The sequence below is a fragment of the Enterococcus sp. DIV1315a genome, assembly GCF_051712325.1.
In the GTDB taxonomy this organism is placed as follows: domain Bacteria; phylum Bacillota; class Bacilli; order Lactobacillales; family Enterococcaceae; genus Enterococcus; species Enterococcus faecalis.
In genome coordinates this window covers 2,184,040-2,203,784 of sequence record NZ_JBIOOS010000001.1, presented here as the reverse complement: position 1 = coordinate 2,203,784, position 19,745 = coordinate 2,184,040, and the positions used below count along the sequence as shown (strand labels likewise).

Annotated in this window: 20 protein-coding genes and 1 tRNA gene; 17 read left to right on the top strand and 4 right to left on the bottom strand. The window is 37.3% G+C overall.

The window, feature by feature from the left end; translation table 11 throughout:
• The first annotated feature begins 149 nt into the window (after positions 1-149).
• The 7 genes from IGJ03_RS10455 (at position 150) to IGJ03_RS10425 (ending at position 7,084) form a co-directional block, all read left to right on the top strand.
• Positions 150-329 carry a 2-hydroxymuconate tautomerase gene (locus IGJ03_RS10455; RefSeq protein WP_002356318.1) on the top strand — a complete coding sequence of 60 codons (180 nt, stop codon included), beginning with the start codon at positions 150-152 and terminating at the stop codon, positions 327-329.
• A gap of 396 nt (positions 330-725) precedes the next feature.
• The gene (thrS, locus tag IGJ03_RS10450; protein ID WP_002359397.1) at positions 726-2,663 is read left to right on the top strand and encodes a threonine--tRNA ligase; all 1,938 of its coding nucleotides are present in this window, start codon (positions 726-728) and stop codon (positions 2,661-2,663) included.
• A gap of 164 nt (positions 2,664-2,827) precedes the next feature.
• On the top strand, positions 2,828-4,963 hold the full coding sequence (locus tag IGJ03_RS10445) for a peptidoglycan D,D-transpeptidase FtsI family protein (protein ID WP_429861480.1): 2,136 nt from the start codon (positions 2,828-2,830) through the stop codon (positions 4,961-4,963).
• Between the two features lie 125 nt (positions 4,964-5,088).
• Complete coding sequence (gene rpmG, locus IGJ03_RS10440) at positions 5,089-5,238, top strand: 50S ribosomal protein L33 (protein ID WP_002356321.1); 150 nt, start codon at positions 5,089-5,091, stop codon at positions 5,236-5,238.
• 95 nt (positions 5,239-5,333) lie between these two features.
• Positions 5,334-5,423 (top strand) — tRNA-Ser (locus IGJ03_RS10435).
• Positions 5,424-5,512: 89 nt separating this feature from the next.
• Positions 5,513-5,764, top strand: a complete 252-nt coding sequence (locus tag IGJ03_RS10430; RefSeq protein WP_010713122.1) for a hypothetical protein — start codon at positions 5,513-5,515, stop codon at positions 5,762-5,764.
• 255 nt (positions 5,765-6,019) lie between these two features.
• Positions 6,020-7,084: an FUSC family protein gene (locus IGJ03_RS10425; protein WP_010707170.1), complete on the top strand. Its 1,065-nt coding sequence runs from the start codon at positions 6,020-6,022 to the stop codon at positions 7,082-7,084.
• Between the two features lie 259 nt (positions 7,085-7,343).
• On the opposite strand, the gene IGJ03_RS10420 is transcribed toward IGJ03_RS10425, so the two are convergent.
• The 3 genes from IGJ03_RS10420 to IGJ03_RS10410 all read right to left on the bottom strand — a co-directional run bounded on the left by IGJ03_RS10420 (position 7,344) and on the right by IGJ03_RS10410 (position 10,660).
• Positions 7,344-8,477, bottom strand: coding sequence for a DUF4950 domain-containing protein (locus IGJ03_RS10420; protein ID WP_375804880.1), 1,134 nt, complete (start codon positions 8,475-8,477; stop codon positions 7,344-7,346).
• Positions 8,429-9,994 (bottom strand): hypothetical protein, encoded by a 1,566-nt coding sequence (locus IGJ03_RS10415; RefSeq protein WP_375804879.1) that lies wholly within the window; start codon positions 9,992-9,994, stop codon positions 8,429-8,431. Before IGJ03_RS10415 ends, IGJ03_RS10420 begins: the two co-directional genes overlap by 49 nt.
• A gap of 90 nt (positions 9,995-10,084) precedes the next feature.
• On the bottom strand, positions 10,085-10,660 hold the full coding sequence (locus tag IGJ03_RS10410) for a DUF805 domain-containing protein (RefSeq protein ID WP_002379789.1): 576 nt from the start codon (positions 10,658-10,660) through the stop codon (positions 10,085-10,087).
• A gap of 165 nt (positions 10,661-10,825) precedes the next feature.
• On the opposite strand from IGJ03_RS10410, the gene IGJ03_RS10405 reads away from it, so the two are divergent.
• The 8 genes from IGJ03_RS10405 to IGJ03_RS10370 all read left to right on the top strand — a co-directional run bounded on the left by IGJ03_RS10405 (position 10,826) and on the right by IGJ03_RS10370 (position 16,893).
• Positions 10,826-11,596 (top strand): alpha/beta fold hydrolase, encoded by a 771-nt coding sequence (locus tag IGJ03_RS10405; protein WP_002356329.1) that lies wholly within the window; start codon positions 10,826-10,828, stop codon positions 11,594-11,596.
• Positions 11,597-11,683: 87 nt separating this feature from the next.
• Positions 11,684-12,226, top strand: a complete 543-nt coding sequence (locus IGJ03_RS10400; protein WP_002394065.1) for a 5-formyltetrahydrofolate cyclo-ligase — start codon at positions 11,684-11,686, stop codon at positions 12,224-12,226.
• Positions 12,227-12,236: 10 nt separating this feature from the next.
• A complete protein-coding gene (locus IGJ03_RS10395; protein ID WP_002362481.1) occupies positions 12,237-12,947 on the top strand; it encodes a rhomboid family intramembrane serine protease in 711 nt (236 codons plus the stop codon).
• A gap of 17 nt (positions 12,948-12,964) precedes the next feature.
• The gene (locus tag IGJ03_RS10390) at positions 12,965-13,183 is read left to right on the top strand and encodes a YqgQ family protein (protein ID WP_002356332.1); all 219 of its coding nucleotides are present in this window, start codon (positions 12,965-12,967) and stop codon (positions 13,181-13,183) included.
• A complete protein-coding gene (locus IGJ03_RS10385) occupies positions 13,184-14,155 on the top strand; it encodes an ROK family glucokinase (protein ID WP_002356333.1) in 972 nt (323 codons plus the stop codon). It begins immediately after the preceding gene.
• A gap of 15 nt (positions 14,156-14,170) precedes the next feature.
• Positions 14,171-14,569, top strand: coding sequence for a rhodanese-like domain-containing protein (locus tag IGJ03_RS10380; protein ID WP_002356334.1), 399 nt, complete (start codon positions 14,171-14,173; stop codon positions 14,567-14,569).
• A gap of 121 nt (positions 14,570-14,690) precedes the next feature.
• Positions 14,691-15,041, top strand: a complete 351-nt coding sequence (locus IGJ03_RS10375; RefSeq protein WP_002362343.1) for a DUF488 domain-containing protein — start codon at positions 14,691-14,693, stop codon at positions 15,039-15,041.
• A 13-nt stretch (positions 15,042-15,054) separates the two neighbouring features.
• On the top strand, positions 15,055-16,893 hold the full coding sequence (locus IGJ03_RS10370) for an FAD/NAD(P)-binding protein (RefSeq protein ID WP_002395387.1): 1,839 nt from the start codon (positions 15,055-15,057) through the stop codon (positions 16,891-16,893).
• 162 nt (positions 16,894-17,055) lie between these two features.
• Here IGJ03_RS10370 and IGJ03_RS10365 read toward each other — a convergent pair whose 3' ends face one another.
• Positions 17,056-17,223 (bottom strand): DUF3042 family protein, encoded by a 168-nt coding sequence (locus tag IGJ03_RS10365; RefSeq protein ID WP_002356337.1) that lies wholly within the window; start codon positions 17,221-17,223, stop codon positions 17,056-17,058.
• Positions 17,224-17,490: 267 nt separating this feature from the next.
• On the opposite strand from IGJ03_RS10365, the gene galE reads away from it, so the two are divergent.
• Together galE and IGJ03_RS10355 are read left to right on the top strand one after the other, a co-directional pair.
• Positions 17,491-18,483: a UDP-glucose 4-epimerase GalE gene (galE, locus tag IGJ03_RS10360; protein ID WP_002388439.1), complete on the top strand. Its 993-nt coding sequence runs from the start codon at positions 17,491-17,493 to the stop codon at positions 18,481-18,483.
• Positions 18,464-19,714, top strand: a complete 1,251-nt coding sequence (locus tag IGJ03_RS10355) for a UDP-glucose--hexose-1-phosphate uridylyltransferase (protein WP_002380784.1) — start codon at positions 18,464-18,466, stop codon at positions 19,712-19,714. The genes galE and IGJ03_RS10355 overlap by 20 nt, the downstream gene beginning before the upstream one ends.
• Positions 19,715-19,745: the final 31 nt, after the last annotated feature.

Here is a 19,745-nt window from a genome sequence, read left to right as displayed (position 1 = left end):
AGACCGCACTTTGGTCCAACTATGTATCTGAAAAATAAAAATTGGAGACGTCAACCGTAACGACTGACGTCTCCAATTTTTTATTGACAAGCGTCATAACCCGCTCTATGATACAAACAGAACAAGCAATTTAAATTGGGGGAACGAAGATGCCATTTGTACATGTAGAATTAATTGAAGGCCGCACAGAAGAACAGTTAACTAATATGGTCAAAGATATTACAGAAGCTGTGTCAAAAAACGCTGGTGCACCAAAAGAGAATATCCATGTGATTGTCAATGAATTGAAAAAAGACCGCTATGCACAAGGCGGCGAATGGAAAAAATAAGTTTTCAGAGAATTTCTGTTGAATCACTTGCTTTTTCTGAAAATAAGTGGTTAAATAAGTGCATAAATGATTGATGAGAAAGACAACTGAACTTGCCCGCGATCTATTAGAGAGGAAAATCTTGGCTGAAAATTTTCCAGATTGGCACAAGGGATGACCACTTTCGAAACCTTTGTTGAAACAAAGGCGGTCGCACCGTTAACACGCTAGAGGAACACAGATTATTTGTGTTCAAAATTAGGTGGAACCACGATATTTTCGTCCTAGTATTCGTTAGAATACTAGGACTTTTTGTTTTTTAACAAGGGGAACAGGTGGCTGTTTCGTTTCATTGTGAAAAACAGGAACACAATGAAACGCTTCAAATCAAAAAAATTAAAAGGAGAGAATTTTATTATGTCTATTCACATTACTTTTCCAGATGGCGCTGTCAAACCGTTTGATTCTGGGGTTACAACATTTGATGTTGCTAAAAGTATTAGCAACAGTTTAGCCAAAAAAGCTTTAGCTGGTAAATTCAATGGTGTTTTAATCGATTTAGATCGTCCTATCGTAGAAGATGGTTCGCTTGAAATCGTGACGCCTGATCATGAAGATGCTTTAGGAATTTTACGTCATTCGTCAGCTCATTTAATGGCTAATGCCTTACGTCGTCTTTTCCCTAACATTAAATTTGGCGTAGGTCCTGCGATTGATTCTGGGTTCTACTATGATACAGATAATGGGGAATCCCCTGTGACAGCGGAAGATTTACCTGCAATTGAAGCCGAAATGATGAAAATTGTGAAGGAAAATAACCCAATCGTTCGTAAAGAAATCTCACGTGCAGAAGCGTTAGAATTATTTGCTGATGATCCTTACAAAGTTGAATTAATTACAGATTTACCAGAAGATGAAATCATCACTGTCTATGATCAAGGCGATTTTGTTGATTTATGTCGTGGTGTTCACGTCCCTTCAACAGGACGGATTCAAGTCTTTAAATTACTTTCAGTAGCTGGTGCTTATTGGCGCGGAAACTCTGACAATCACATGATGCAACGGATTTACGGCACTGCCTTTTTCGATAAAAAAGATTTAAAAGAGTTTATCAAAATGCGCGAGGAAGCCAAAGAACGTGACCACCGTAAATTAGGAAAAGAATTAGATTTATTTATGGTTTCACAAGAAGTTGGTTCAGGGTTACCTTTCTGGTTACCAAAAGGCGCAACCATTCGTCGTACAATTGAACGTTATATTGTGGACAAAGAAATTAGCTTAGGTTACCAACATGTGTATACACCAATTATGGCAGATGTGGAATTATACAAAACATCTGGTCACTGGGATCATTACCATGAAGATATGTTCCCACCAATGGATATGGGCGATGGCGAAATGCTGGTATTACGTCCAATGAACTGTCCACACCATATGATGGTTTATAAAAATGACATTCATAGTTACCGCGAATTACCAATTCGAATCGCTGAATTAGGGATGATGCACCGCTATGAAAAATCTGGCGCATTATCAGGGTTACAACGTGTTCGTGAAATGACTTTAAACGATGGCCATACTTTTGTTCGTCCTGACCAAATTAAAGACGAATTTAAACGTACTTTGGAGTTAATGGTGGCAGTCTATGCTGACTTTAACATTACGGATTATCGTTTCCGCTTAAGCTATCGTGATCCAAATAATACAGACAAATATTTTGATGATGATGCGATGTGGGAAAAAGCGCAAGCGATGTTAAAAGCTGCCATGGATGAATTAGAATTAGATTACTTTGAAGCAGAAGGCGAAGCTGCCTTTTACGGTCCGAAGTTAGATGTTCAAGTAAAAACAGCTTTAGGAATGGAAGAAACATTATCAACCATCCAATTAGACTTCTTATTACCAGAACGTTTTGACTTAACTTATGTTGGCGAAGATGGTGAAAATACACATCGCCCAGTTGTTATCCACCGTGGTATTGTCTCAACAATGGAACGATTTGTGGCTTACTTAACAGAAGTTTACAAAGGCGCTTTCCCTACTTGGTTAGCACCAATTCAAGCAACTATTATCCCAGTTTCTGTAGAAGCGCATTCTGAGTATGCTTATGAAATCAAAGAACGTTTACAAGCACAAGGCTTACGTGTTGAAGTCGATGATCGTAACGAAAAAATGGGCTACAAAATTCGGGCCTCTCAAACACAAAAAGTACCTTATCAATTAGTGGTCGGGGACAAAGAAATGGAAGACGCAACGGTGAACGTCCGTCGTTATGGAAGCAAAGAAACGTCTGTCGAAGATTTATCAATTTTCATTGACAGCATGGCTGCTGAAGTTCACAATTACAGCCGTTAAAAAAAGAGAAAAAGTCAAAAGGACTTCTGAATTCAGAAGTCCTTTTGACTTTTTTCAACAACAAAATAATTAAATATTTCCTTAGAGCTAGGAATAATCCTGATTTTTTGACTAATTTTTGTTACAATGAGAATGCGAAACTTTTTAGTGAAGGGACTAGAGGTATGAAGAAAAACTCATTTATAGATAAAATAAAAAAAACAGATGCCGCAGCAAAGAGTCAACGAGGTAGAAAGCCACATATTCCTTTTCGATTGAACTTATTATTTTTTGTGATATTCACTTTATTTGTTTCATTAATTGTCCGGTTAGGGTATTTACAGATTGTTGAAGGAGAAGAGTTTAACAAAAAAATTACTGCCAATTCTTCACTACAAATCACGACACCATCCCCTCGAGGACAAATTTATGATTCACAAGGAAAAGTCTTGGTTTCTAACAAAGCCAATTTAGCAATCACTTACACACGAGGAAAAAATATTGAAGGAAAAGATATTTTACCGATTGCGAATAAAGTTAATGAACTTATTAACGTTCCAGTTGATCCAAACTTAACGGATCGTGACAAAAAAGATTATTGGTTAGCGAATCCTGAAAATTTAAAAGCAGCCCAAGCCCGTTTAACCGATCAAGATAAAGAAGATGAAAAAGGCAACAAAATTACGGACGAAGGCACATTATATGCCAAAGCAGTTGAAAAAGTCACCCCTGAAGAAATTGCGTTTGATGACCGAACCTTACAAGCAGTAACGATTTTTAAACGAATGAATGCAGCGTCACAAATGAACACGGTCTTCATCAAGAATGAAGGGGTAACAGAAGGTGAAATTGCGACAATTGGTGAACACACAGCGGAAATATCTGGTGTTTCAACAGGGACTGATTGGACGCGTGATTATTCTCAAAGTGGTGCATTACGTAGCCTGTTGGGCACCGTTTCAACTGAAAAACAAGGATTGCCAGCCGAAGAAGTCGATGAATATTTGAAAAAAGGCTATGCACGAAATGACCGTGTTGGAACTAGCTATTTAGAAAAACAATATGAAGACGTTCTACAAGGTAAAAAAGCAAAATCAGAAGTCGTTTTAGACAATAACGGAAAGATTGTTTCACAAACCCCAATTTCCAAAGGGGAAAAAGGCTCCAACTTAAAATTAACGATTGATTCAAATTTCCAAAACAAAGTTGATGAAATTTTACAACGAAACTATTCACAAATAGTCAAAACCATTGGACCATACTCAGAAAATGCATATGTCGTTGCTATGAACCCTCAAACAGGTGCTATTTTAGCGATGTCCGGATTTCATCATGATTTAGCAACTGGGGAAGTCACACCTAATCCTTTAGCACCTATTTTGAATTCTGAAGTTCCTGGATCAGTTGTGAAAGCAGGTACTTTAACAGCTGGTTATGAAACAGGCGTCATTAAAGGCAATGACGTTTTAACAGATGAAGCTATTTTACTAGCAGGTAGTAATCCAAAAGCTTCTTGGTGGAATGCTTCTGGCGGAACAACCATGCAATTAACTGCGGAGCAAGCGTTAGAATATTCTTCGAATGCCTATATGATGAAATTAGTCTTTAAAATGATGGGTGTGAATTATTATCCCAATATGATTTTCCCTTATGAAGTAGGAGATGACACTGTCTTTAAAGAATTAAGAAAAGCTTTTGCAGAATATGGTATGGGAACGAAAACTGGAATTGATATACCAGGAGAAACAACAGGAATTCAAAACAAGGACTTTAAGGATTCGTCTTCTGCGCCACAAGGCGGTAATCTTCTTGACCTATCTTTTGGACAATATGATACCTATAGCGCGTTACAATTAGCACAGTACGTTTCCACTGTCGCAAATAATGGTATCCGCGTGCAACCCCATGTGGTAGAAGGAATCTATGGCAATGATGAAAATGGAGCTTTAGGAAAAATTTTAAAAGAAATTGAACCAAAAGTTTTGAATAAGGTGAATATTTCTGAAGACCAGATAGGAATTCTTCAACAAGGTTTCTATAATGTAGTAAATGGAACTAGTCCTTTTACAACTGCACGTGGTTTAAAATCAGACAAGTTTTCGATTGCTGCTAAAACAGGGACCGCCGAAACGCAAGCAACAGATGCTAATGGAGTAAACCATACAACGGTTAATAGTAACTTGGTGGCTTATGCGCCGTACGAAAATCCTGAAATTGCAATTAGCGTTGTTTTACCACACTTAAATGATGAATCTTCCAAACCAAATCAAACGATTGCCAAAGAAGTTTTAGAATCGTATATGGAAATGTACAAAAAATAAAATTTGTAAAGTAGAACTACTTTACAAATTTGCCCAAAAGGGTAGTCAAATGACAAAAAAAATGGTATGATATTCAAGTCTAAGAAATCTCTTGGAAAGATCAATTATTAGTAGGAGGGGAAAACATGCGCGTAAACATCACTTTAGAGTGTACTTCTTGTAAAGAACGTAACTACTTAACAAATAAAAATAAACGTAACAATCCTGATCGTTTAGAAAAACAAAAATATTGCCCACGTGAAAGAAAAGTTACTTTACACCGTGAAACTAAATAATTTAGTTAGATAGAGCCTAGAATCCTTGTTGTGTAAGGGTCTAGGCTTTTTATCTATTGATTCATTACATGTTCATTTGTAGATGGAATGTAGAGGGAGGATTACCCAAGTTTGGCTGAAGGGGACGGTCTCGAAAACCGTTAGGCGAGTAACATCGTGCAAGGGTTCGAATCCCTTATCCTCCGTACCGAGAAGCAGTTGAGTTATTAGTTGCAAATAAAACGACAGAGACGTACACTTAAAGTAGAAAAATACTTAAGAAGAGGTGTCTATTATGTCAAACTATGAAGAAAAAGAAGCGCAAGCATTAGCAAAAATTGCAGACATTTTGAATAAATTGGATGCAAGTTTAGAAGAGTTGGACTCGCTAGATGAGGATACAAAAAAACATAGTATGAAGAAATGGATTGTTGAAAAAAAAGCCATTCATGAGATTAAAAAAATTGCACACGAAGCTGGTAAGTATGACAAGTATGATGAAAAAGAATTAGAAAAAGAAATGGATCTGTTGGAAAAGTTTATGTAAAAAAGCGCTAGCTTTTGTTCAACAGTTATTTAATTTTGAGTCTAGAATTAATCATTTTGATTTTTTCTAGGCTTATTTTTTATGAAGTAAGCAAATCGTATCGGGAGAGGTATTGAATTAAGAAATAAAGCATGTATTGATTCAGAAAAAAAGTTGTAGTAAAATGTTCGTCACAACTACTTTTCTTATGATTTCATAGAAGGAAAAGTTGGAATAATGAATTGAGAAGAGTCGATTTTTAGGAGATGATTTTAGGTGACTTTTTATCAATTATTGCAGTTAGATCCATTTATTTTAAAACAAAAAATTCATCAAGCGGACACTAAAAAACAGCGGAGATATTTTTGGCGCGCCTTGTTAATAAGAGATATTTTATTAGTTTCGTTTGCGATTTTATGGGTGTCGACAATTACTTTTTTCTTTGGAAAAGCTGTAGCGCCTTTTTCAATTGTATTATTTTGTTTGCTGTTGAGTATCCGTTTCGTCTCATATGGCTACAGGGAAAAACAGGCCTTGCTTAGTTTAGGAATCGTGTTAACAATTCTAGGTGTTAGTCCATTAATTTCACTGATTTCTGTATCATTTTTACAATTGGGCCTTCATTTTATCTGCTTGCTGGCATTGTTTTTCTTAACTGGTAGAAACCCTAAAATGGGTAATCCTGGCTTGTATACGTTCTCCTACTTATATTTAGTTGGCACGGTTCACTATCAATCGTTTCAGCAATTAGAACAAACTTTCTTTGTATTAGTGTTTGCTTATCTACTTTTAGCTTTTGTTTATCATGTGAAACATAAAAAGTTGGATCAAGAGATTACTTTTATACAGATGGTTACAGAAAATGGTTTTTTTAATCAAAGAAATATTTGGTTTGGTTATTACGCTTTAGGCATTAGCTTATTACTTTTTATAGGAACGCACCTTCAGATTGACCGCTTTATGTGGGCAACATTTGCTAGTTCATCATTATTTTCTGGGTATGATACGTTTAAATTGTCTGAACGAGCCAAAGAACGAATAATAGGGGTCGTTATTGGTTCTCTAGTATCGGCTATCTTGTTATTTTATATACCAACGAACCTACTTGGTATTTTAGGAGGACTTTGTTTAGGCTTATGCACATCTTATAAAAGTAAAACGATTTTTAATTGTGTTGGTGCTATCATGGCAGCTTCTATGATATTTGGGCTAGAAACAAGTCTTTACTTAAGAATTTTGTTAAATATGTTGGGGCTAGCTTACGGTTTGCTTTATCATTTTGTCTTTGTAAAAACTATGTCCTATTGCAATCGCAAAGAGTGGCTGAAATTGTCTGAATAAAAGGAGCCTAACATTCTTTCTTGAAAGAATGTTAGGCTCCTTAGACATTTTTGTTTATATTCCATATTATCAAATTATATGCATGCTGTTAATCAATGCCCAACTGCTATATCAAATGTCGCAATTTTTGCTGAGTCAGTCGGTACAAGGTCTAGTTCCACTTCGTCAAACTGATTGCCATCAACTGGTATCCCAAAGTAAATGGTAGATGGTCCAGTTCTACTTTTATAGACTATTATCTATTAGTATACCTAAATTTCTATTTAATTCGTAATGACTGACCAGGATAAAAAACAGAAGTTTCAATGCCTGGATTTAACGCTAATAATTCTTCTAAGGTTAAACCATTTCTTTCGGCTAACTGTCGCCCACCTTCACCACTTCGTACCGTATCGTATATAGGTTGGTCTGATTTAGAATTTTGTATTTGTTCACGAGAATCAGAGTTTTGTGGTGGTTGCTGTTCAGATTGTTCAAAAATTTGTTGAGTTTGATTATTTCTTTCAATTAATTGTTCCAACGTAATATTACCTAGATAAGTGTATATTTGTCCATTAACAGTTAAAGTACCATCATTATTTTTCGTTACTGTTCGGGGCGTATTATTCAAAAGAAACGTCATTATTTGATTACCATTCTCATCCACAGAAAAACTTACATTTTGAAGAGGAACATTCGATTGAGTTATGCTAGTGAGTGTTCCGTCAGCATTTATAAAAAATAAGTTATCACTTTGAGGAATACCCCACCCGCCTATAAAATCAGCTAAGCTAACTTGTGGTAGCGGTTCTTTAGTAGTAGATGAAGAGGTAGATTGGTTTGTTTCAGATGAGACGTTTTGATAATTAGAGCTGGTTTCTTCCGTTTTATCTTTTTGAGTGGAAGAATCAATACTTTTCTTTGTGTAAGGTTTCAAAACTAGTTTTGTTTGGTTATCAGAATTGTTTGTCTTAGTAGGAGTGAAAAGTAGATTTTGCTTTTCTTTTTTTATCTTGTAAGCTACTTCTTTTCCTTCATTTTCCCAACGAATTTGATTGTTTTTTAGATGGTATTTGACTTTGTATTCTATTTTATTTGCAATTTGTTTACCTAATTCTTCGCCTGCTTTTTCCAACTCATTTTTTGCAGTTGATGTGTGTTCATCTGTATTGATTTTGAAAGTAGCGGTATCTTCGCTGAATGATACAATCATTACTACTTCATCAACGTTGGAGTTTACGGCCCACTCGTTTGCCATTAGCTCTTTTGTGGTCACTTTATTTCTGCAGGAAGTAAGGGTCAGTAAGGATAAAAAAACAATCAACCCCAGCAAACTTTTTTTCATTTTTAACTCAATCCTCTTTTCTATTTTACTATTTTTTTGTATCTTCGAATCTCTCTCAACCCCAGCCAACCACTCGCTGATAACAAGTACCAAAACGGCATAAACTGGATTAGATAGCGAGAGCGGCCGCCTTCAAAGAGCAATAAATACAGAATAGCTCCAATGAAAGCTAATTTTAAAATCGCGTAGTTATTTTTTGAATCTTTTAGAGGGATACTGAACAATAGACCTAGTAATGTGAGTAAATAGAAAAAATGCATATAAATTCGTAGATAGTTACTTTTGGGATTTTGTGGATAATACAGTGACCGCAAGTGTTCTTGCCAACGATTTTTAGAAGGTGTTTCTGGAATTAAATCACCGCCATCCCAACCCCAGTCAAAATCACCATTGGCAGTATTATGACGATTTTTTTGAGCCAGAAAACGGAGATAACCGAAGAATCCTTTATTTTTTAAACGGTCTTGAATCATTTTTATGGTATAAGCTTTTTTGGCTTCTTGTGTAGGCAACTGATTTACTGCTTGTGTATCTGCATCATTGTAACCGCCAGTTCCCGTCAAACCCATCATTACAAAAAGTGTCCAAGGCTTGGCTTGTTCTTTATCGATTTCCGTAATCGTTTGTTTTTCCACAAAAAATTGAAAACTATAATATGCGCTGACGAAACCAGTCAGTAAAAAGAGGGCAACCACGGTTAATTTTACGATAGACTGTTTGTTCCGATTTACTAAAAGAAGTTGCAGCACTTTGATACAACTAAATGCAATAAAAAAGATAATAGACGAAGGTTTCATTAAAAAACACCAAGCTAAGCCAATTCCAATAAACAGTAATAAACAATATTTTACGAAGGGATGGGAAACTTGGTCAAAAAGGCTATATGCAAAAAAGACTAGGTTGATGAACAATAAGACGGCCGTATCTGTATAAGGCGTGAGTAACCATGGAGACAATCCGAAAGAAAGAAAAAATAAACTGTAAGCAACGAAGGCCGTTAATGGATTAAAGACACGTTTAGAGGCATGATAAAAGAGAAATAAACTGCTATTAATAAACAAGCAATTAACCACTTGCCAACTAAACCAAGTATTGCTCCAGCTCCCTGTTACATCAATGAAACGCAAAAATTTATTCAGGTAATACATCATGAAAAAGAAAAATTCGTTATTGGGGTTTAAAGAAAGTACGATTTTTGAATAATCCTTATTTTCAGTGGTAATACTATGAAAGTTGTCAAAAACATCCCAGCCAATCGGCACAGTAATCTGCGTCAGGAGTAAAAGTTGCAGTAAAAATAAACTGACCAAACTACCAATAATAACCACACGATCATGGGTTTTTATTAAGTGCCAGAGCGCTTGAATCTTAGTGTAAAGAAATTTTTTGTTTTTATAAATAATCAACAATAGAATAATTAATAGAGGAAGTAAAACAAGCAAGTGCTTAGGCTTTTCCCAAAGAATTTTTACCAGAGAATAGGGAGAGTTAATTGCGCCGTAAAAGACAAATAAAATAAAAAAAGTAAAAATATAATTTTCTAGATTCAGAATCCGTTTAAAAGTAGACATATTTTCTCCTTCCATTTTTTTAGCTAGACTAGTTCTTATTTTATCATAAAGATTTTAAAATAAGAAAAAAGCCCTTCTTTTAAAAGAAAGGCTTAAAACTTTTCCTTACTTCACTTCTTTGTAACGGAAGAAGAAGCGTAAGACGCTATTTTGGCTAGTTGTTGTTAGTTTATCTGTCGGTAAGACTGTTAGTAAGAAGAAAAACAGACTAATCACAAGAGTGAAAAATAAGAAGACGGGACTGCCACCTGTTATCACAGTATCTGTTTGAACGTCATATTTAAAAGTTGACATAACAGAGAAAACTTGTGTATAGCTACAGGCAATAGAAAGTAGATATAAAACAAGCACGCCCCAACCTGTCATCCCAGCATCACGATAACGACGTACACACATTGCCCACGTTGGTAATAATAAAGCTAACCATAAAACAAGTGCAAAAAGCATCAACGGTAATAAGTTTCCAAAATCATAGGTTTCAAAATATTCAGCTGCTAAAATTGCTGACACGGCTTTGCCGACAATGGCAATATAAAAAATAAGTGCTAAAATGCTTAATACCAATGTCATCCACCAATAACCAGCACGTGTGGTCCGACCTTTAAAATCAACATATCCACGAAAATAATCTTTAAAAGCTTGTCCAAATGTTACTTTACCTTTTTCCTCAATTTTAACCATAAAAACACCCCTTTGTATTTAATAAAATGATTATAACGGAAAGTAATAAAATAGGAAAATGCGAATTCGCATATTTTGTGGTTTTTTTGATAAATCATATAAAGAGCAGGTTTTATCAAAAAACGGTAAAATAAGAGAAGATATTTTATAATGGAGGAATCATGAATGAAAATCAGTATTAGACATCGCTACATAGCAAAAATTCCAGCATTAGAAGTGACAACAGAAGAGCAAAAAAACGAAGCATTACCTTTAATTGTTTACTATCATGGTTGGCAATCAGCTAAAGAATTATCTTTAACACAAGCAAGAAAATTAGCACACGAGGGGTTTCGGGTCATTTTACCAGATGCCATGAACCATGGAGAAAGAAAAACAGGACCTATTTCCACGATTCCATCGATTACATTTTGGAGTAGCATTCAATATAATTTGATTGAATTTCCAGTAATTATCCATCATTTTCATAAATTAGGGTTGATTAAAGAAAATTGGATTGGCGTGGGTGGTGTATCCATGGGCGGTATTACTACCAGCGCTCTTATGACCCAACATCCTGAGATTCAAGCTGCCGCTTGCTTAATGGGAACACCCTATCCGGCGCGCTATATTCAGCGAGTGATTCAACGGGCGAAAGAATTTGCTATTTTTGTACCTAAAGACTTGCCACTGTTGCTAAGTTGGGTACATCAATACGATTTATCACAAACGCCAGAAAGACTACAAGAACGACCGATGCTGTTTTGGCATGGAACGGAAGATGAAAAAATTCCCTATGAAGACATGGCTGATTTTGAACAATTAGTGTCTGGGAAAACGTATGCGAGAAATACGCAATTTATAACGGAAATCGGTGAGCGGCATTTAGTGAAAGGAGAAACAATGGATTTGGTTGTTGACTTTTTTAAAGAAGCGTCAAAAACGTTAGAAAAATAACGGGATTTTTCAAAGAGAAAAGGGGAATCAGCTTGTTTTTTAAGAACACTTTCTATAAACTTAACAGAAAAGGGGTTGAAGGTGTACATGGAGAAAAATAAGTTGAGAAAAGTGGGCTTAACTGCCCTGGAATGGCTAAAACAACATCCAGAAATTAAACAACATAAAGAATCAAGTCTCTATGAACAGTTGTTTGCTAGTCAGCAATGGCAACAAGCACAAACAATCGGAATGATTCGGTCGTTACCGCTAGAATTATCAACACAGCCAATTTTCGAACGGGCCATGCAAGAGGGCAAGCAAGTGGCGGTGCCGCGAACATTTAAAGGAGGCAAAATGCACTTTTATCAAGTCTTTCCAGAGACGGTTTATGACACCAGTGCATTTGGCGTGGAAGAACCTCCGTTAACAGCGGCAGAAATAACAGCTACAGCGATTGATTTATTGATTGTGCCAGGGATTGTTTTCAATCGTGCTGGCTATCGAATAGGCTTCGGCGGTGGTTTTTATGATCGTTATTTGGAACATTTTTCGGGCCATTCATGTAGTTTAGTTTTTAGTGAACAACTCCATGAGCAATGGCAACCAGAAGCGTTTGATCAGCCAATCGAACAATTATTTATACAATAGGAGGAATGGAATGAATTATCAAACAGAAATGAAATTGAAACGGCTAAAAAATCAGCCGTTCATTACGTATGCCCTTTTAGGTATTTCAATCATTGTTTTCCTTGGATTGGAATTAACTGGAGGATCAGAAAATATTTTAAACTTAGTTAATTGGGGAGCAATGGTTCGTCCACTGGTAGCTCAAAATCATGAATACTGGCGGTTTATCACGCCAATGTTTCTTCACATTGGGTTTATGCATATTATTTTGAATATGGTTACTCTTTATTATATCGGCGCACAGGTTGAGGCAATTTATGGGCATTGGCGCTATTTGGGAATTTATTTATTGAGTGGGATTGCTGGAAATATCGCCAGTTTTGCCTTTGGGACACCCAACAGTGTCTCAGCGGGTGCTAGTACAGCGCTTTTTGGTTTGTTTGGCGCATTTGTTATTTTAGGACGCCATTTTAGAGACAATCCAGCGATTATGTATATGGTGCAACGCTATTCAATGTTTATTGTGATTAATTTGTTATTTAACTTGTTTAGTAGCTCTGTAGATATGATGGGTCATGTTGGCGGTCTAATTGGTGGACTATTAGTCGCGACGGCTTTTGCTGTTCCAAATCGTGAAGAAGCATTTAATAAGCACGAGCGAATTATGGCCACGTTAATTTTTATTTTTCTTGTCGTAATTTGTCTGTTATTGGGTTTTAAAAAATACGGTTTACCTGTATAATAAGGAAGTGTTTTCGTATGGAAACGTTATATGATGTACAACAACTTTTTAAACAGTTTGGGATGTATATTTATGTCGGTGCACGGATTTATGATATTGAGTTAATGATGATTGAATTAAAAAAATTGTATGAAGGTCAATTGGTAGACCGAGATACGTATTTACAGGCCCGGCATATTTTGCAAAGAGAGCATCGAATAGAAGAATCTAGAGGGAAGCAGAAAGGAATCGACTAAATGGATAAGAAGATTATTGGGATTGATTTAGGTGGAACGACCATCAAATTTGCTATTTTAACAACCGATGGCGTTGTTCAACAAAAATGGAGTATTGAAACGAATATTTTAGAAGATGGCAAGCACATTGTGCCATCAATTATTGAAAGTATTCGTCACCGTATAGATCTTTATAATATGAAAAAAGAAGATTTTGTGGGAATTGGTATGGGAACACCAGGGAGTGTCGACATTGAAAAAGGAACTGTTGTAGGTGCCTATAATTTAAACTGGACGACTGTACAGCCTGTCAAAGAACAAATCGAATCTGCTTTAGGAATTCCGTTTGCCTTAGATAATGATGCCAATGTTGCCGCTTTAGGTGAGCGTTGGAAGGGCGCGGGGGAAAATAATCCCGACGTGATTTTTATTACTTTAGGAACAGGTGTCGGCGGAGGCATTGTTGCAGCAGGAGAATTGCTCCACGGTGTTGCTGGCTGTGCTGGTGAAGTTGGACATGTGACGGTTGATCCTAACGGCTTTGACTGTACCTGTGGGAAACGTGGCTGTTTAGAAACCGTTTCTAGTGCCACTGGTGTCGTTCGTGTTGCACGTCATTTATCAGAAGAGTTTGCAGGTGACTCTGAACTGAAACAAGCGATTGATGATGGACAGGATGTTTCAAGTAAAGACGTTTTTGAATTTGCCGAAAAAGGCGATCATTTTGCTTTAATGGTTGTGGATCGTGTTTGCTTCTATTTAGGCTTAGCCACAGGAAACTTAGGCAACACGTTAAATCCAGATAGCGTGGTTATCGGTGGAGGTGTTTCTGCAGCAGGAGAATTTTTACGTAGTCGTGTCGAAAAATATTTCCAAGAATTTACCTTCCCGCAAGTTCGAAATAGTACAAAAATCAAATTAGCAGAGCTAGGTAATGAGGCCGGCGTCATTGGTGCCGCTTCACTAGCATTACAATTTTCAAAAGAGAAATAGAGAGGGCTTTTTAGAATGAGTATTTTATGGGTAATCAATGGCATTTTGCTAGTTATTGTACTAGCGATGGTATTCAATGAATTATATTTGAAAATTATGGTGAAACGTTCAGCAAAAATGCTGACGGAAGAAGAATTTAAAGAAACAATGCGTAAAGCACAAGTGATTGACGTTCGTGAGAAAGATACATTTGATGCTGGGCATATTTTAGGGGCGCGCAGCATGCCATACAGCATGTTAAAAACAACAATTGGTTCTCTTCGTAAGGATCAACCTGTTTATCTTTATGATCAGAAGAAAGCTTTAAGTATCCGAGCAGCTAATTTATTACGCAAAAATGGCTATACTGATATTTATATTTTAAAAGGCGGCTATGATGGCTGGACTGGGAAAGTGAAAAAGAGAAATAGTTAATAACAAAAAGAGTTGGTCTTCATTGAGACCAACTCTTTTTGTATAGGAAAGCTTAATAGAGATGTTGCTTTTTGTCAGTCCTCACTTTTTGAGCTACAATAAAGAGAAGAGGTGAAGGCAGATGATTCAAATCAAGCGAGCATATGAAGCACCGACAGAGCAAGATGGCTACCGTGTTTTAGTTGACCGTGTTTGGCCACGAGGAAAATCCAAGGAATCTGAAAAGTTAGATGAATGGCTCAAAGAAGTGGCCCCAAGTACAGAGCTACGGAAATGGTTTAATCATGAAGCAAATAAATATCCCGAGTTTAAACAAAAATACCAAGAAGAATTGAAACATGAGCCAACTGCCACAGCGTTTAAGCAGTTACAGACGATTGTAAAAAATCAGCCAGTAGTCACGCTGGTCTATGGGGCGAAAGATACAGTGCATAATCAAGCGGTTGTCTTAAAAGAATTATTAGAAAAATAGAGTAGGTGATTGGATGAAAATTGCAATTGTAGGTGCTGGACCCAGAGGCTTATCAGCTGCAGAACGAGTCATTGAATGGGCTCGTAAAACGGAAATAAATGTTCAGCTCACGTTGTTTGATCCATACGGTCCAGGTGGGAAAATTTGGCGAGCAGAGCAACCTAATTATTTATTAATGAACACCGTGATTAGTCAAGTCACTTTATTTACAGATGAATCTTTTAGTGGCGAAGGACCAATTGTCAAGGGCCCTACTCTCTATGAATGGACCCAAACAGAAGCTGCGCAGTACATTCAACAGCAACAACCCTATAATTATCTTGAGTTGTTGAAAGAATGTCATCGCCTTGGACCGAATGATCACTGCTCGAGGGCTTTTTATGGCATGTACCAAAAATGGTTTTATACGTATTTAGCCACGAGGTGTAACGAACAAACATCGCTGACGTTTTTTAAAGAGCCAGTAACTGCTGTGCGGGCAGGAGAGGATAACTATTATGTGTATACTCAATCCATTGAGTTTACGGCAGACAAAGTAATTTTAGCTTTGGGTCACCAAGAAAATGAATTAACGACTGTTGAACAAGAGCTTGCGGACTACGCCAAGGAGCATCGTTTGTTTTATTCTTCTCCTAAAAATGCGGCGGATGCTTTATTGGCACTTGCTAATATACCTGCAAAACAACCCGTTGTGTTAAAAGGCTTAGGTTTGGCATTTTTTGACTATTTATCTGCCTTGACGATTGGCCGCGGGGGTGTTTTTTCTCGTCAAAATGGCCGCTTACGTTATAAACCTTCTGGAAGAGAGCCTATTATTATTGCTGGTTCTGGTCGCGGTTTTCCTTCTCATCCTCGAGGGATTAATCAAAAAGGCTACGGGGAAACCTATCAGCCTGTTTTTTTAACCGAAACGTATTTAGCTGAATGTCGTAAAAAAGGACAGGTTACAGGCGCAGAGTTTTTTGGGTATTTAAAAAAAGAAGTGGAATATGTGTATTACACTTGCTTAATCGAAGAAAAATATCCGCATCTTTCTAAAGAGGCCTTTCAACAGCTGTTTATTCAAACCAAGGGAGCGCCGGAAAGCTTAGCCCACTTTGAAAAACAAGATTGGTTTGATTGGCAAGCGTTAGAACATCCTGAAACAAAGAAAACCACTCATGAAAGTTTTCGTTCGTTTTTACTAGAGTATTTAAAATGGGATATTCAAGAAGCAGAGAAAGGCAATCTTAGCGGTCCTTTGACCACTGCTTTAGACAGTTTAAAAGATTTAAGAGATCAGATTCGCTTTGTTTTGGATGAAGGGTTATTAACGAATGACGAGAGTCAAAAGTGGTTGTGGCATTGGTTTACCCCGTTGAATACCTTTTTGTCAGTGGGACCTTCTGTTGAAAGAACAGAAGAGCTACAGGCGTTAGTTGAACTGGGATTAGTCACGATTCTGGGGCCAGAAATGCGTGTCGAAATGAAAGCGGGTCAATTTATTACTTATGCTAATTTGTTTCCGGAAAATCGGTATAATAGTCACTTTTTAATTGAAGCGCGCATTCCCAAAGTCAATAATGAAAAAAGTTTGAATCCTTTAACGAGGCAGTTGTTAGCCGATAAGCTAGCTACGCTCCATCAACTGGCATTAGCTGATGGTCAAATAGTCAAAACAGGTGCACTCTTGATTGTACCTGCCACGAATCAAGTCATCACAAAAGATGGACAGGTGGCGACAGGCCTTTTTAGTTGTGGTATTCCAACAGAAGGTATTCATTGGTTAACAGCCGCTGCAGCTCGTCCTGGTGTGGATCCTTGGAATATGCGCGATATGGATCGGATTGCTGCTACTATTTTTAATAGTTAAGAAAAATAGTCAGCTACTTTGGTAAAAAAGAAAGCATAACAAGTGGTCATCCATCAAAGCGATGGATGACCACTTGTTATGCTTAAGAGAATCAACAGAGCCAGAAGCGCTCCTGTTGATTTCTTGGCGTTAGATTTTTTATCTCAACGTCACAGCTATTTTTTAACGTGCAATACGTTTACGCATCGCTTTTTTACGGTTTTCTTCAATCATATCTTCTTTTTCTTCAATTGGATCAATGACTGTTTTTTTAATAGTTGTAGCCACACCGGCTAAAGCAGCAACTGTGATAGCAGTACCGACTAACATACCTGATACAAATTTTTTCATCGTTCATTCCTTCTTTCAAATTGTATTTGTTTCTATTATGACGGAAAAAAGCAAAAAAATCCAATAGTTACAATGATTTTTCATAAACTCTACGACTAATTTAGAGATTTGTTAAAATTTACCAAGTCTTTTCTGTATTTTGATAGGAAAAATGAATAAGGAGAAATGGCCAAATTAAATCCTGTTTACAAAATGAAATAATTCAGAAGTAAACCTTATTTAATGGTACAATAGAAAAAGAAATTAGAGAGAAAAAGGAGCGTATTTATGTCTATTTTAGTATTAGGTGGCGCAGGCTACATCGGCTCACATGCCGTCGATCAATTAATTTCAAAAGGATATGCCGTTGTGGTTGTTGATAATTTATTAACGGGGCATCGTTCAGCAGTTCATGAACAAGCGACTTTCTATGAAGGCGATATTCGTGATAAAGCTTTTTTACGTAGTGTCTTTGAAAAGGAATCAATTGAAGGGGTGTTGCACTTTGCGGCCAATTCTTTAGTAGGAGAATCCGTGGAGAAACCGTTAATGTATTTCAATAACAATGTTCACGGCACTCAAATTGCCTTGGAAGTCATGCAAGAATTCGGAGTGAAACACATTGTTTTTTCTTCCACAGCGGCCACTTATGGCGAACCAAAAGCAATGCCTATTACAGAAGAAACCCCAACGAATCCTAAAAATCCGTATGGGGAAAGTAAATTAATGATGGAAAAAATCATGAAATGGTGCGACAACGCTTATGGAATGAAATATGTTGCTTTGCGTTATTTTAATGTTGCAGGAGCAAAAAAAGATGCCTCAATTGGTGAGGATCACACGCCAGAAACGCATATTGTGCCAATTATTTTACAAGTGGCATTAGGCCAACGAGCAGAGCTAAGTATTTTTGGGGATGATTATGATACACCAGATGGCACGTGCATTCGAGATTATGTTTATATTGAAGACTTGATTGCAGCACATATTTTGGCTTTAGAATATTTGAAAAATGGCGGCGAAAGTGACGTCTTTAACCTGGGAAGCAACAACGGCTATTCTGTTAAAGAAATGTTAGATGCTGCTCGCGAAGTGACAGGTCAAGAAATTCCTGCGACAATCGCGCCACGCCGAGCAGGGGATCCTAGTACGTTAATTGCTTCTAGTGAAAAAGCCAAACGAGTTTTAGGCTGGCAACCAGAAGTAACTGAGGTCAAGGATATTATCGCCACCGCTTGGCAATGGCATCAAGCTCATCCACATGGATATCAAGAAAAGTAATAGGAGGAATGAATCGATGACCACGAGTCAAATGATTGCCGATTTTACCACACTTGCTATTCAAGCAGGTGGTTGGATGGAATTGGATCGCTTATATCTTCAGAACCGTTTATTATCAATGATTGGTGAACAAGAATTAGGCGAAGTAGACATACGGCCTGTGGCAACACCCGCCGCTGATTTGGCGGAACAATTGTGTCAAGTTGCGAGTGCCAACCAACTTGTAAAAACAGAGCAACAAAAAGAACAGTTCATGGTGCAATTGATGGATTTGTTAACACCGCCACCTTCTGTGGTTAATGCTTTTTTTGCACAACATTATGCCAAAGAGCCACAAGAGGCTACCGAGTATTTTTACCAACTTTGTCAAAAAAACGGTACGGTCATTGAACAGGAAGAACCTGTTGTTTTTTCAACAGTCTATGGTGATTTTTTAGCAAATAAGGTCCACAGTGAGGCGTCAAAAGCAACGCTCTCTGCACAAAGCTATCCCCGCTGTGAATGGTGCATGGCAACAGAAGGCTACCAGGGAAGTCAGCAATTTCCTGCGACTACGAACCATCGAGTGATTCGAATGAACTTAGATGGCGAAAGCTGGGGGTTTTCCTTTGTAAAACAGGCACAATATCAGCAACAAGGTGTGATTGCGTTTGAAAAACATCAGTCAGCGAAACGTTCAATTAAGACTTTTCAGCAATTGTTGAAAATTGTTGAGGTCTTTCCTCATTATTTTGCTGGGATTGATGCTGACTTTGAACAAAATGAGCATGTCTATTATCAAACGGGTTTGCAACAATTTCCATTAGCCGAAGCGAGCATTTCAGAATATGTTGAGTTAGCTAACTATCCTTTAATCAACGCAGGAATGGTGAATTGGCCAGTTGCGACATTTCGCCTAGAGGGACCGAATGCGTCAGAAGTTGCCCAAGCCGCAAATGATATTTTTGAGCAATGGCAAATGCTAAAACTGCCAACGGATGAGATACAAATCGTTGCCCGACGAAAAGAACTTTTATATGTCATGGACTTAATTTTTAGTCGACCTCAAGCAAAGCCTTCGTTAACGTTAGCAGAAGTCCAAGGTTTAACGACTTGGAACAACCAGAAAACGCAGGCACTTGAAACTGTCGCTTCAGCGTATCAACAGCGATTAAAAGAAGCCAGTGCGTTTGCAGAAACAAGTGAAGGAAAAGCGGCTTTTTTAGCAATGGTTGCGCCAGTGACTCATTAAAAGAAAAAAGATGCCGAATGACTAAAAATCA